The 16,000-nt window shown below is 41.5% G+C and carries 6 protein-coding genes; 2 read left to right on the forward strand and 4 right to left on the reverse strand.

The window, feature by feature from the left end; genetic code table 11:
- Positions 1-253: 253 nt before the first annotated feature.
- On the forward strand, positions 254-1,528 hold the full coding sequence (gene dcuC, locus GKR48_RS00895; RefSeq protein ID WP_154626251.1) for a C4-dicarboxylate transporter DcuC: 1,275 nt from the start codon (positions 254-256) through the stop codon (positions 1,526-1,528).
- Positions 1,529-1,543: 15 nt separating this feature from the next.
- Positions 1,544-2,809 (forward strand): amidohydrolase, encoded by a 1,266-nt coding sequence (locus tag GKR48_RS00900; protein WP_036949898.1) that lies wholly within the window; start codon positions 1,544-1,546, stop codon positions 2,807-2,809.
- 82 nt (positions 2,810-2,891) lie between these two features.
- Here GKR48_RS00900 and GKR48_RS00905 read toward each other — a convergent pair whose 3' ends face one another.
- From GKR48_RS00905 to GKR48_RS00920, 4 genes are all read right to left on the reverse strand, one after another.
- On the reverse strand, positions 2,892-4,133 hold the full coding sequence (locus GKR48_RS00905; protein WP_154626253.1) for a Zn-dependent hydrolase: 1,242 nt from the start codon (positions 4,131-4,133) through the stop codon (positions 2,892-2,894).
- Between the two features lie 399 nt (positions 4,134-4,532).
- Positions 4,533-6,359, reverse strand: a complete 1,827-nt coding sequence (locus tag GKR48_RS00910; protein ID WP_154626255.1) for an FUSC family protein — start codon at positions 6,357-6,359, stop codon at positions 4,533-4,535.
- Positions 6,360-6,573: 214 nt separating this feature from the next.
- On the reverse strand, positions 6,574-6,867 hold the full coding sequence (locus GKR48_RS00915; RefSeq protein WP_154626257.1) for a helix-turn-helix domain-containing protein: 294 nt from the start codon (positions 6,865-6,867) through the stop codon (positions 6,574-6,576).
- Positions 6,868-7,819: 952 nt separating this feature from the next.
- A complete protein-coding gene (locus tag GKR48_RS00920; protein ID WP_336431103.1) occupies positions 7,820-15,850 on the reverse strand; it encodes an Ig-like domain-containing protein in 8,031 nt (2,676 codons plus the stop codon).
- Positions 15,851-16,000: the final 150 nt, after the last annotated feature.

The following is a 16,000-nucleotide window of genomic DNA, read 5'->3' on the forward strand; positions in this document are numbered from 1 at the left end:
TGACGGAGTTTAATGTTTCTTTCTGGTTGATCATGATTATGTTTTTAAAGGATATTTTTTAATTTTGAATGATTTTTTTATAGTAAACATCGCGCTGATCACAAAATGGCGGTTAATTTCCAGATAGGGAATTAAAATTGATATTCCTCAATTAAATAAAACAATTAAAGTTCACAATGAATTACCAATTAAAAAATTCATTCTTTTCTTTATTTGTTCTATCTATTTCTCCAGGGAATAAAAGAGGTTAGTCATGATAATACAAATTATCGCGGCATTAGTTATCGTTGCTACAATTTATCTTTTAATTAAAAAATATGAAACTCGGATGGTATTAATTGCTGCGGGGCTAGTACTTTGTATTATTAGCCTTGTGCCAATGGATGCCTTAAATGCATTTAGCGAGCGCATGGTTTCGGCTCCGCTGATCCAAGCCATTTGTTCCAGTATGGGTTTTGCCTATGTGATGAAATACACCAAGTGCGATAAACACTTAGTACTGGTGTTATCTCGTGTTCTGACTCGACTGGGTTTTTTCCTGATCCCCGCGGCAGTCGTACTGACTTTCTTTATTAATATCGCGATCCCTTCTGCGGCTGGGTGTGCTGCTGCGGTGGGTGCGACATTGATTCCGTTACTGATTGCTGCGCGTATTCACCCAGCTATTGCTGGTGGTGCCGTGCTGTGCGGTACGATAGGTTCTATGCTGAGTCCCGGGTTGTCACATAACCCATTTGTGGCGCAGATGTCGAACATGAGCATTGTTGACTTAATTGCTCGCCACGGGCCATACAGCTTAGCCGTTGGGGGTATCGCCGCCGTTTCCTTAGCGGTAGTGGCTTTAGTGAAAAAAGAGTACAACATGAAAGCGGTTGTTGAAGTGAATGGCACCGCAGGCACAGAACAAAACGCAGCGGCAGAGCAACCAAATTATCTTTACGCGACAGCGCCGTTTATTCCATTGATTATATTAATTTTGCCATTTATGGATGCACTGAAAGCGTATCAAATCAGTGTGCCAGCAGCGATGGTCATCGGGGCAATTTATGCGTTAGTTATCACGCGTACTAACCCTTCAACCATTACTAAAGAGTTTTTTAAAGGAATGGGGAATGCTTATGGGGATGTTCTTGGGATCATCATCGCTGCTGCCGTTTTCTCTGCGGGTCTCAAAGCATCTGGCTTAATTGATTCCTTTATTGGTTTTCTGATCCACTCTCCTGAATTTGCACGTTGGGGTGGGACATTGGGCCCATTCTTAATGGGAATTATCACGGGTTCAGGTGATGCAGCCGCGTTTGCTTTCAACGAAACGGTAACACCATTTGCCCAGCAATTTGGTTATGAAATTCCTGACTTGGGGATGGCTTCTGCAATTTCAGGTGCACTGGGTAGAACCATGTCACCGTTAGCAGGTGCAGCTATCGTCTGTGCAGGCTTAGCCAATGTGAACCCGATGGAAATTGTGAAGCGTACTGCGCCCGGCATGATTGTTGGGGTGATCTTCATTGCGCTCATCATGCTTTAATTTTAAGGAGATAACATGTCAAACATTACATTAGAACAACTGACTCAATGGCGTCGTGAATTTCATCAATACCCGGAAATTGGTTGGTCTGAGTTTTTAACCACAGCAAAAATCGTTGAAGAACTGCGTCGTTTAAACTTGGACGTCAAAGTGGGCCCGCAAGTGATCAACCCTGAATATGCCTTTGGACGCCAACAAAAAGTGGTTGATAAAGGTTTAGCGGTGGCGAGAAAGCACCAAGTTGATGAAAATCTGTTGGCTGAAATGCAGGAGCTGACAGGGTGTGTTGCCATTTTCGATAGCGGCAAAGCGGGACCGACAATCGCACTACGTTTTGACATTGACTGTGTCGGCGTGACAGAAAGTACCGATGAAACCCATCGACCAAAAAATGATAATTTTAGCTCTTGTCATCCTGGCGAAATGCACGCGTGTGGTCATGATGGGCATATCGCGATTGGTTTAGCGGTTGCGCATTGGTTAGTGGCAAATAAAGAGAGCTTATCTGGCAAAGTAAAACTGTTATTCCAACCTGCGGAAGAAGGCGTTCGTGGTGCGAGAGCGATGGCAGAAAGTGGCATTGTGGATGATGTGGATTATTTCTTAGGGGCGCACTTAGGGTTCATTGCCAATAGCGGTGAAATTGTGATTAACCCAACCCATTTCCTCTGCACAACAAAACTGGATTTTCGTTTCAAAGGCGCACCATCCCATGCGGGAGCTGAGCCTGAATTGGGGCGTAATGCGTTAGCCGGCGCTTGTCATGCCACAACGCAAATGTTGGGAATTTCAAGACACGGTAAAGGAATGTCGCGCATTAACGTTGGAGTACTGAATGCCGGTGAAGGGCGAAATGTGACGCCATCCTATGCGCAAATGCAGATAGAAGTCCGTGGTGAAAATGAAGAGATTAACCGCTTTATGAGCGAAAATGCGATTCGCATGGCAGAAGGTTCCGCGCACAGCTTCCAGTTAGAAATGGAAAGTGAAGTGATGGGAGAAGCGGTTGATTTAACCAATGACCAAGAGCTGATTGATACCTTAGCAAGTGTGGTAGGGCAACATGGGGAATTAACGGCAGTGGCGACTCGCCCGTTTGGCGGTAGCGAAGATGCCACTATCTTGGCAAAACGCGTCCAGCGTCATGGGGGTAAATCTCTGTATTTTGTTGTCGGTGCAGACAGAACCGCAGGGCATCACCAAGCTAATTTTGATTTCGATGAAAAACAGATGTTAACAGCCTATCAGCTGTATACCGGATGTTTGGTGTCATTAATGTAATTTTGGGTGATGGGAAAAGCCGCTGAGAGAGTAATCTCCCAGCGGCTTTTTTCACTTTGCTAAGAATTATTTTGCTAACGCTTTATTTTGCTAAAGAATGCAGGGTATCTTTCAATAGATTGGCGGCAATAATAATGTCATCGAAATCCGTAAATTCATCAGGGTGATGGCTAATCCCATTTTTTGATGGTGTGAAAATCATGGCGGTTGGGAATTTTTGGGCGAGATTCATAGAGTCATGACCAGCACCGCTCAACATGGTCATATAACCGATGTTTTGCTCAAGGCAATGTTGTTCAATGCACTGACAAATCTCGTTATTTAATTTCACCGGTGCTTCTGCTGAAATTTCACGAATTTGAATCGAAACATCGTTGTCTTGTTCAGATTTTTTAATGGAATTTTTCAAGTGAGTGGCAACGCGGGCAATACTTTCTGGCTCAATACCGCGAATATCGACTAAGAAGTTCACTTCACCGGGAATCACGTTCATGGAATTTGGATATACATTGAGTTTCCCAATGGTACCGACGGTTCCCCATACAGATTCACGGCAAGCCGCGCGATTCACATCACTGATAATGGCGGCGCTGGCCACTAATGCATCGTGGCGTTGATACATTGGCGTGGCACCGGAGTGATCTGCATGCCCTGTCACCTGAACTTGGAAGCGGGTTGGCGCGGCAATTCCGTTCACAATTCCCACTGATTTTTCTTCAAGTTCAAGGCGCCGACCTTGTTCGATATGCATTTCGATAAACGCTGAATAATGGTTGTCCGCCAATTGGCACTGTTCAATTTCGTGGCTTGGGTAACCAAGACTATCGAGGACATCGAAAAAACTGCGTCCATCATCATCTCGGTTGAGAGCCCACTTTTCACGATCAACTTTCCCAAGTAACACTTTGCTGCCAATACAGGAAAAGCCAAATCGGCTGGATTCTTCCGCCCTGAAAATAACGAGTTCAAGGGAACGGGATAATTGCTGTGGCTCAAATTGCATCAACGCATAAAACCCTGCCACGACACCAAGCGTACCATCATAAGCACCACCATTAGGAACCGTGTCCAAATGAGAGCCAGTGCCAACAGCAGGTAAGTCGGGATTTTTTCCCGGTAATCGGCAGAAAATATTCCCTATCGCATCTTGGCGAACAGTAAACCCTGCTTTTTGCATGGTTTCTATCATGTATTGGTGTGCCAATTGGTCTGTGGGTGTATAGGCCAAACGTGTCACACCTTTATTTTCAGGATAAACCGTAAAGGATGCTAATTTTTCAAATAATAATTTCATTTCATTAGTAGAAAATAATTCCCTAGTCATGAAAACCTCTTTCATAAGTTGTAATCAGATATATTTAAATTTATTGGAATAGACAGGATTGAAAATAAAAAACAGAAAAGTATAAAAATTATTATGAGTACCACTATGCAAATAGGAATTGGGTAAGTCAAACAGAAGAGTGAAAAAGAGAGGGTTGTATGATATTTATCAAATTACTGATATTAAACGAAAATATAACAAATTTTACGTTTGTGATAGATTGGGTTTATCGAGGGTTTACTTAAAATTTTTTTAAATGAACCCTCGATTTTTTTTATTATTTATTAATGATATGTTGGGGCTCTATAATTTAAATAAGAGATTTATTTTTTATAATCAATTTAGAGCGATAATTTATTTTATTGTTTTCAATCTCTCACTGATTGTTATTTTTTATATTCAATTGTTATTATCTAAATAATATAGGTAGAGGTGAACATCATTATATAATTGACGTAATTCAGCACTATTTTGTTGCCTACGTAATAGTGTTTGCAGAAGACGGTGAATTTTTTCAACATCAGTCTGTGGGTGCTGCAAACGTAAAACGAGTCCTTTTAGGGCGCGATTGTGTGATTCAGAGTCAGAAAATTGTTTATAAACTTGCATCAGATTGAGCCAAATAGCGTGGCGGATGGCAAAAAATTGTATTGTTCTATCAAATGGATAATCACTCTTACGCGCCAATATTAACCCGCTGAATAGGCGATGGCTCATCTGTGATGTTGATGGTTTTTGTCCTGAAATAATCTTATGAAGACCCATCTTAAATTGTTGTTCGCTGAGTAAAATAAGGTTTTGGTAACGTTTTTTCGGATTTGTTGGGTAAATCCAATAAAAAGCCCCCATCGCGACTAACGGTCCACAAATAATGGCGATGGCATTACCGAGGCTTTCTGGAAAACTTAATGTAAAAGGGTAGTTTGGTTGCAGTAAGATCAAAGAGACCATAATGTAATCAAAGGCGATTAAAATCAGTTTCTTGTGGGCGAAAACTAAAATTCCACTGATGATAACGGGCACAATGAATAAGGTCATTTGCCATGATGATGATGCGAATGGCCATAGACACCAAGTACAAACCAACGCGGAAAGTGCCCCAAAAGATTGTCCCGTAAAGATGTTTTTCATAAACCTTGCAGGGTAATCAAGGGATGCGAACAATGCGATCATCACGGATAAACCTAGCGTTAGATAGGCGAGAGCTTGCCATTGAGTCGCTAACCAGAGTAAGCCGACGGTGGCAATGGCAACAAACGAGCGTGCAAAAGTTTGCCAAGCGGCAATGCGGTCATGGTGGAGTTTTAGCTTATCTACACGGTGTTGTGCCTTGATGGATAACCCTTTTGACACATAAAACAGCGGGATTAAGAGATTTTTCAATACGCCAGTTGGGCACAGAGACAGGATATGTTTCCATTGTGATTCAGTCGGTAGTGTCGCTGGAAATGGAAATGCCGCTACCTCTTTAAATTTATCAAGTTGTAGCAAAATTTGGCTTTGAGCGAGTAGTTGTTGGCGAGCTTTTACGACTTGTTTACGGTGATAACGCCACCCAATACGGTTGGCCTCTAACTGTTCATCATAGGTGGCCATTTGCTGCCATAAAGCGTCAATGTCCTGTTGTTTAATCGACTCTTTTCTATATAAAGAACGGTGCAACATAGTGTAAAACTGCTGATCAATTTGTTGCTTTAACGCGATGATGGATGCTTGTTCACGCTTGGAGGTAAATAAAAAATTAAACAAAACCGCACATAATACACCCACTAAAATAGTCCAAAATCGATCCCATGCAACGGAAAAAATATTGTCGGTGGCATGAACGCTGAGCATACTCACCATCACGGCAGAATAGCCCGCTAAAAAAGTGCCATAAGCCACAAAGCCTTTTTGTAGCTGTCCAATACCGCTGCATGCACCTAACCATCCGGCTAAACCGATCACAAATAATAATGGGCTGATTAGGTGAATTTGAATGAGTACAATGCCAGCAACGACACCAATAACAGTGCCAGCAAACCGCCACCAACTTTTTTCTAATAAGTTTTCACGCCAAGGTTGCGCGGAAGCCCATACAGTCATTGCCGCCCATTGGGGGTGAGCAAGTCCAAAATATTTTGCAATAAATAGCGCGAGAATGGATGCGCAGGCGGTGATCATTGCAAAGCGTAAACGGTCAGAATCAAATCCGAATCGCTGCATTAATGTAGTTGGTTGTGACATGGTCTTTTGCAGATTGGTGAATAAAACAGCATATAGGGTAGTGCTTGTGAGGGAAAAGCGCAAACAAAGGTGGAAGGCTTCTATATTGGCAAAACAGAGCTCGAAGTAAAATAAAAAGTAAAAGCCTGAAAACAGGCTTTTACTTTTTATACAGGAACATCATATATGGACTTTTTAAAATCAAGAAATAATTGAAGTTAATACGGAATGCTAATTACGCACATTGTGCGTAAGACTCAACGGATTCTTGGATTTTATTTTCGTATTTAGTATCTTGATTGTCTTGAAATACATCACAAAATATATCACTGATATTAACATCTAATATTTTTGTTACTCTAGCTAAGCAATCAATATCAATACGATTAACACCTCGTTCATAACGGAATAGCTGTTGTTCACTGATATTACATTCTCGTGCTAATTGAAACACAGTATAACCTTGAGACTTTCTTAATGACTTGATTTTTTGTCCGACAGCATAAGCGACAGGAAATTTTCTATTCATAAATATTCTCTATTAAATTATATTGTTGAGATAACAATCAATGTGAATTTTTCAGATTTTATAAAAGTGATTTAATATAATCTGTGCCTTTTAAATTTTGGCTAAATATATAGTGACCCTCAAGTGCCACTCACTGAATGATATACTATCCTTATAATTATTTTCAATTAGTCCCAAAATGACGCCTTAAATATTTACATGTTTACTATTATTAATTTTAAATCTTTGGATTGAGGATTATTTTTTTATTTTCAATGATTTAAATTTAAATCTATGCAATGTTATAACAAATGTAAATTTCAGTGTACTGTTTTTGATCAACACAATAAATCATTAATTTACCTTATATCGATACATAAAACCAAAAAAAACAGAAAATAAAACATTAACAATATTATATTTTTATATTTAACCTCTGTGATTTGGCTTAATTGTTTTGGGTTTTTGATTTATTTCATAAAGGCATCAATCTAGGAAGATCATTATTTGATCAATTTTCTATGATTCTGTGAAATATGTATATTCTAGGCATCTTAATAGAAATGAAAATATTTTGATTTCTATTTTCTTTTTTGTTTTTTTAAAGTGATAGTTATTTTAGTATCAAAGATTTGGTGAGTCAGTGAGAGGTTTGTATGATGATTAACATTAAAACTTTGCATTAATCCTTTTAAGTCAAATTGTACTAAATGGTATGCCACTTTAGTAGTAAAGGATTTCCTGTTTTAATCTTCGTAGTATAAATATTCGTTATACGGCTATCAATAAGGTAATAAAATTCATATTGTGATTTAATCATATGTTTAAAAATCTCTAATATCTTACGAGTATTTACTTAGGCGTTACAATTTATTGATTTTCACCTGATAACACAAAGAGGGAAAAACCACGTTTTTTTATCCCTCTTTGTCATCAACCTCACAGGGCGCAAAGCGCCCTGTGGAATAAGTTACTAACCCCTCCAAGAGAAATGGGTTTGGAGTTTAGATTGTTGGCCTGCAAATTCTAGTATTGTGGTGAGGTTTCCGTTACCTTTATGAGTCGTATAACATTCATTTTTTATTGCCTTATTCTTAACCTGTGAATATGTGTACTCATAGGTATCTAGACCATGAGTTGGATTTGTCAGTACTGGATACGTTAGCCTATCTGAACTAAACGATTCACTCCCGCTATATTCAGACTTTAATATCTGATGACTCACCTGAATATTCTCTAATAATTGTTTTCCTGATAACCCAATATATACTTTAGGGAATACAATCGCATTACGATGGTTATTGAAAATAGCAGAAGGAGGATTACAACTATTATCGTTATCAACTACGTCGTCTCCTACGACGTAAGCGAAAGTCTTATAGCTAATAGATAAGTTTCCGATATATTTGGGTTCAGTTATAACAATAGGAACATCAACAGCTTGGATTCGGTTTTCAATTCTGTGTTGGGACTTACCTATAGCAATAATTTCAACTTTAACTTTTTGGTTATTTTTCAAATAGCTTTGTTTTGGCGCATAGGTATTTGAACGCGGGCCGCTAGTAACCGATGATGGAACGCTATCTATCCCGCCATCTGGTTTTGTTATGACGATTTTGACATCAGAAGGCATATCAAAATCACTTGTTCCTGCGACAGACCAGTTAACCGTTAGGTTATCGTCGGTATAAACGGGGGACCAATACGATGCGTTAGTTTCTTGGTTGCCATTATTTCCATAAGAGATTGAATTTATCGTAATTAAAGGCTTTGTGTATACCTTGACCTTATAATTACCACTACTTTGCTCAAAGTAATCATTGGCTTTTACTGTCATGGTTAAATTGGCTTCGCCTTTGCCTAGGCTTTGAACCGAGCCATTTTTGGCAATATTAACGACATTATTGGCTCCTGAGTTCCATTCAATGTCTGCTTTAGGTGGGATAGCAACACTGGTTTGTTGTAGCCTAAAAAGATTACGCTGATCCGTAATTTCTTGCTCTTGTTGGTTAAAATTAACATTAAAACGTGCTTTTGCGAGGTTATAGGTAATATCTTGGCTTTCAGAAACAAACTGATCCGTTTCTTTGGAACGCACTGTCAGTTTTGCTACTCCAGGCTTGACCTGAGTAATTGCACCAGAAACAGAATCCATTTGGGCGATGTTAGTATTTTGGCTGACATATTCGAGAGGAATGGCGGTAGTGACATCCGTATTACCAAATGAAGTTTGAATATCGTGAGCTTGGTTATCCGACCAAACTGCGGAAATAGTGTCTACACTGGTTAATACTAAGTTTGGTTTGGCTTTTTCAATGTCTACCTCATAGCTAGCCGCTGCGGATTTATATATGCCATTTCCATCGATGCGAGCCCAAATCTTGGTGCGCCCAGCCTTTTTTAACTTTACTTTCCCTTGTTGATCCACGGTGGCAATACTGGTGTTATCACTGGACCAAATGGGTTGAGCACCATTTGGTAACCCCTTAACAACCTGACCATTATTCACCGCGGAAGAGTAAGTCAGGCGCTGTTGCATGTTGTCAAAACGTAGCGTTGGGTTAATGGCGTCGACTTTGATTTCAATCGGGTTGGCAATGGTTTTATTGCCAACTTTTGCTGTGACCTTAACGGTGCCTTGCTTCGTCGCGGTAGCTGTTGCACTGTAGTGACCATCTTGGTGATTGGTGACTGGACTGATAGTAAAATCCTGAGTTGGGACATTACTTGTAATATCAACCGTTTCATTCAGTAAGGCGTTGCCAAAATCATCTTGCAATTTAACCGTGAACAAGGTGCTTTCTAGTCCATCTGGACCAATATCAGTTTTACTGGTCGTAAAGGTAGAGTTGGCGATGTTTACCGTACCAGCAAGGACGTTAACCACACTGGCTTTTTTATCTTCGCTTGCGGAAAGTGCGGCTGTCATCACTAATGCACCTACGGTATGGCTGGTGACCGTAATTTTAGTGCTACCGTTAATATCTGTTATTGATGAGTGTGGGAAAGGTTCTGCTTTACCCTGTAAGTGCCATGAGACATTTACCTGCGGTACCGGGTTATGGAACTGATCCACAACCTTGGCAGTATAAACTACGCCTTGGCTATTACCCGCCCGAATGTTATTGGTGCTGGGAACTACGCTGGTGATGATGCTAGTAGCTTTGTCACTGGTCACATTCAACGTTAAGGTTTGCGACAATACGCTGCCGTTGAGGTTTGCTGATAATATGGCAACACCTGTTTTATCACTGCTCACAACCGCGTGATATACCCCAGCCGATGGCATCGTTACCGAAGCAATTCTTACATCATTGTTATTGCTACTGATTTGAATAGCAGGTATTTGATTGGTTAATAAATTACCAAACTGATCCTTTAATATCAGCTCAACCGTCGCAGGTTGACCCGCCACAACTGTGGCAGGGGTTACATTGAATACTGTTTTACTGACATCAATCGCGCCTTGTGTAAAGGAGATAGTTGGGGCAGTTTTCGTGTTTTGCGATGTTAAGTTAACGGTGATATTTGCATAACCAACATCATTACGTTGAACGGTAATTTCGCTACGTCCATTAGCATCAGTGGTTGTTTGGTTATCCGACAATTGACTGCCATCATTAGCCGTCCAGAATACAGGAATACCTGCGCCGAGTTGGTTACCATTAGCATCTTCAAACTGGGCGCTGACAGTGACTTTATTGCCGACGGTTTCCGTTGCTTTTGAAATCTGGATATTACCACGTACCTGTGCGCTTTGTGTGTCAGCAATTACAGTCAGAGGGGATATCTGGTTCAAAGTCACACCATCAACAAGGACTGTAATGTCTGTCTTGCCTGCTTTGGTGCTGTTTAACTTCGCACGATAGGTTCCTACAGGCGTTATCTCTGTGAAAGTCGGTGATTTTGCTAAGCCCAAATCAGTTGAGTAATCCAGCTTGATTTTATTCGCCAAGTTACCCAGTCGGTTTCCAATGTCATCTTTCAGCGTAACGGTAATTTCAGTTTCACCTGTTGCTGCGGTTAATGATGGAGTGCTCAGCGCAACGCTTGAGGTGCTGCTAGAAACGTTCCCTGCTAAGAACTCGATATTTTGAACGGTTTGCTTAGTATTTTGACCTAAAATGGCGGTGACGTTGCCTTTTCCTGCTTGTGTGCTAGTTAAAGTAATTTGGGCAATACCGTTATTATCTGTGCGGCTAACGGGTTGTGATAGCTCACCAACATCACTACGCCAACCAATAGCAATACCCGCAGGCGCCAGATTATTGGCGGCATCTGTAATGGTTGCTTGTACAGTAATGCGGCTGATGCCATCAGCAGGAACTGAGGCGTTACTGGTGATGTTAATGTCCTTGATGAGCGCGGTGGCGCTGTCTGCAATTAAACCGAGGCTTTTCTGTTTGAAAACAGCACCATTTCTAGCTGTGATATCAATGGTATCAGCAAGGTTACCACTCACTTTAACTTGGTACTCACCGGTGTTCGCTAGCTCTTTTGAATCCGTAAATGTAATGGCGTTGTTGTTACTATCCCAATCAATTGTTTGCCCTGTAACTGGGTTATTCCATTGGTCACGTAAGGTCAACGTGGCTGTCGCTTGTTCACGATTATTCGCCACAATAGTTTGTGGTTTAATCTCAAAGAAACTATATAGTGGGTTTGCATCTCCAGCAATAAATTGAATTTTTTCCTGTGCTTCACGGCGGTTAAGCAGTTGTGCGGTGACCGTCGTTTCTCCTGCAATATAGCCCGATAATTCAACGGTAACTTGCCCTCGATGATCGGTACGTGTGGTGTTTATACTCAGTGTGTTGTTATCACTGAGCCAAGTGACAGGTGTTTCAACTAATGGGTTGTTCAGGTTATCAACGACAGTTGCCGTCAGTAACACTTTCTGGGCTTGTGGGCGAATTTGCACTTGGTTCACTGATGATGTAATCGTCACCGTCGCCGTCGTATTATCAGCGACCGCTTTTACGGTGCTCGAAATCGGTTGTTGGCTACCGTTCGCTAATACTGCTGCAACCATAATATTATTGGCAGCTTGTGAGGTAGACAGTGTGGCGTGAACCAAGCCATTGATATCTGTTTTAGAGAACGCTGTGACCACGGAGAGTACGGCACCATTGTTCGTCTGTAATTGAATATCTATACCTTCAACAGGGTTACCGTAGTTATCTTCCACGAAGACGTAAACATCGGTTTTATCCACGCCATTAGCTACGATAGTTGACTGCTTGACGTTCAACGATGTGATTTTAGCTTGGGCTTTATCGGCAACAAAATAAATCTCTTTTGCCATCTTCCCATCGCCATTTGTCGATGCTGTCACGACCACCATTTCAGCTTTTGTGCTGGTTATGGTGGTCGTCGTTTCCCCTTGGGTATTGGTCTTGGTTTTTACTTGGCTAAATTTCACTTCCGATGCACTTAAGTTAGACAGCCAGTCGACATCAACACCAGAAACGGGGTTGTTATTGGCATCCACAATTTTTGCAGTATAAGTGACGGTCATTTTGCCATCGGCGAGATACTGACTTTTAACTTCTGGCATGACTGAACTGACATTCGCCGTTTGTATATTTGCAATGAATACGACAGTTTTATCAAACGATGTTCCACCAACAGTCACTGTGATTTTGGCATCTCCAGCTTGATTGCTAGTGATGGTGGTTTTTGCCACACCTTGGTTATCTGTCATCACTTTTGGGTCAGTCAGAGAACCGTTATTGGTTGTAAATTGAACTTCAACATTTGGAACAACGTTGCCATTAGCATCGGTCACGGTAACTGCAATTGGATTGCCTGTCACTCCATTCGCAACGGGTGTCATTGAACCGACAGTGATATCTGCAGGTTTAATCGTTGCAGTGGTTGGATCCGGTAAAAACGTAAGGATAATGTCGCGTGATGTGGCGTTAGGTGTTACAGCCGTGATCACGACATCACCTGAAACAGTACTGGTGACTTGAGTTATAGCAAAGCCATTGGCATCAGTAATACTACTGGTTTCAGAGAAGCTAACCTCATTGTCCTTCTTATTTGATGTCCAATTAACTACGGTATTTGGTAGCGGGTTATTATTGGCATCCACAATTTGTGTTTTGACTTCAAATGGCTTATTACCATTGGCAATCTGTGAGGCGGTATTGGTTGTCGGTTTCACAACCTGTGGTGTGTTTTTATCCCCAACAAACGAGATAATCTGTTTAACATCTTTGCCATCCACGGTGATCGTCACGGTAGCATCTCCAGCTTTATCGCTGGAAATAGCGGTTTGTGCAACCCCTTGGCTGTTTGTGGTCACTTTGCTATCAGCTAATGTTCCTTTATCTGTAGCGAATGTGACCTCGACATTTGGAAGTAGGTTACCTTTTGCATCGGTCACGGTAATAGAAATGGTATTTGCCGAGTGACTGTTCGCGACAGTGCTTGGCTGGGATACTTGAATATTATTCGATTGCACCACAGCTGTTGTGGTATCAGGCAAGAAATCCACTTTCACTTCTTGTGGTGTCGCATTCGGCGCAGTGGCTGTAATGATAATCTCCCCTGCCACAGTGCTGGTAATAGTGGTGGTTGCTAGACCATTAGCATCGGTTGTAGTGGTCTGCTGCGCAAACTGAACATCATTGGCGTTTTTATTTGAGCTCCATGTTACGACCGTATTTGGCAGTGGGTTATTATGGGCATCGACTAATTTTGTGGTGATTTCAATTGGCTTTTGACCATCGGCGATTTGCGTTGCCTGGTTGATGATTGGTTTTGCGATTTGCGGTGTTGAGTTATCTCCCACAAATTGAACTTTATGTTGGACGTCTTTGCCATCCACAGTAATCGTCACATTCGCTTCACCCGCTTGCTTACTAGTGATCGCGGTTTGCGCAACCCCATTAGCATCCGTTTTTACGAGGGTATTGGCGAGAGCTCCTTTATCAGTTGCAAATTGCACATCGATATTTGGTAATGGGTTGCCAAATTGGTCGGTAATGGTAATTGACACCAAATTGGGTTTTTTCCCATCAGCAGTTGAGCCATTTTGAGTAATGTTAATATTTTGCGGTTGCACCACCACAGTGGTGGCATCCGGGATAAATGTTAGCGTGACGTCTTGTGGCGCACCCGTCGACGGTGTTGCGGTGATCACTACATCACCAGATTGTGTGCTGTTGACGAGAGTGGTGGCATAGCCGTTGTTATCTGTTGTACTGCTCACAGGGGTGAATATCACTTTTTGCGGATCTTTGTTGGAGCTCCAAGTCACTACACTATTAATGATAGGGTTGCCATTCGCATCTTTAAGCTGTGTTTTCACCTCCACTGGCGCTTTTCCGTTAGCGACCTGAGGGGTTTGGGTATTGACAGTTGGCTTTGTGGCTTGAGTCGTTGTCGTATCCGCAACGATAGTGACTTTGATTTCAGGGAAGGCGGCATTACGGGCTTTGGGAACCAATATAAAGCTTTCAGGCTTAGTGCCTGCGGTTAATGTCGCTTCATATTGTCCGGCCGCTAAGCGAAAAAATGGGCTGATGGCGGTGTATTTGGCTGGTGGTGGTGCTTTTAACCCCCTAGCTGGCATCGCTCTTTTCAATTTTCGAGTTGTGGCTCGCTCAAGCATGATTTCTTTGGGCGCCAGGTCAATGACATTTCCTGCTTTATCTTTAATGGATAACGACAGTTTTTGGCTGCTTTTGCCATCAGCGATTAAATCAATTTTGCTGGATGAAACGACACTTTTTAGGGTGTGAATAGCAGGTTGAGTAACCGAAACACGGATAATGGCTTTGGAAGAGGTATTTCCTTTCTTGTCAATAGCAATGGCGGTAATGGTGTAATTGTTTGCATTTTTGGTATTTTTATAGGAAGGCAACACAAGGCTATATTGACCATTTTCATTGAGTATGCGGCCCCCAGCTGCAACCAGTGCTTCAGCATCCCATTTTATGTGACTTAAGCCATATTTGCTGGTTACTGTGAAATTTAAAGGGATCTTTTCCCCTGCGTAGCCTGTGACAGAGTTCGTTATGTTTAAGTGGATTACGTCATTTTTTTTATAATCCAAAACGATATGGTTGTTACGACTGACAAAATCATAACGATTGCCCATGAGTGAGCGAAATGCATTGACGGACTCTGGATCCAAATGTTGCTTCAAGCTTTTGCCAAATTGGTAGTTCAGTTGTAAACCAATTCGCGAATCTTTCTTGCTGGCTTTTCCTTGGCGATGTTCCGCATTGAATGTGATTAATGGAATCGGAGTATAGTTGAGGCCGACATTGATGGAATATGGATCACGTTGTAAATTTTTGGTACCGAATAGAGCGACATCATCACCATAATATTGTTCGTAAGTGAGCTTTCCACCAATATGTGGATAGATAGGTAGCCAACCTTCTGCGCGGAGATCCCATCCATTAGATGGTCTAGCCGAATGATCGACTAATTCTAGAGCATTGCGCCAGCTGCTAAGACGATGATAGCTGTTGCCTGACAATTTTAAGAAGTCACGGCGATATTCAACACCTAATCCTAAACGAGAATGACCACGCGATATATCATAGTCAAAGAAGGTATTCCCGCCAACCATTTGATTTTCACCGTACCAGCGTGCACCAAAACCGAGGTTGGTTTCAATACGCTTATCTTGACGGTGAAAACTACCCTGAGTAAAGAATAAACTTTCTTCGTTTTCATAAATAGGCAGCAGTAAATCAATTTGCGAATTTTTTAATGAAAATTTTTTATCCGCGACCAGCTTTATTTGTGAGCTACCAAAATGATTAAACCAATCTTGCAGATAGCTACTTGCTGCGGTCGTGATGAGCTCTTGGGTGAATGCTTTAGTTTTTTCATGATTAGGTTGCTTTGTAAAAAACTGACCTGCTTTGGAAGCAAACTGTGCCAGTTTGATTTCTCCTTCACTCGGCGCTTCTGGTGGAATATAAACTGGTTTTTCGTTTTCCCATTCTAAAACCGGTAACGGAGCTATAGGAATATCCAGTTCATCGCCGGCTTTTAGGGCCTCAAAATTGTGTGAAAACGTTCATGGTTAGGAATCTCAATCAATACAGTGACACATTAATTAGGGTATTTTGAACTCTCTATTTCTATTAAATTCTGGCCGTTTTTTCGTTGATGAGCAATGATAATG

This window comes from Providencia sp. wls1943 (assembly GCF_009706275.1).
Taxonomy (GTDB): domain Bacteria; phylum Pseudomonadota; class Gammaproteobacteria; order Enterobacterales; family Enterobacteriaceae; genus Providencia; species Providencia zhijiangensis.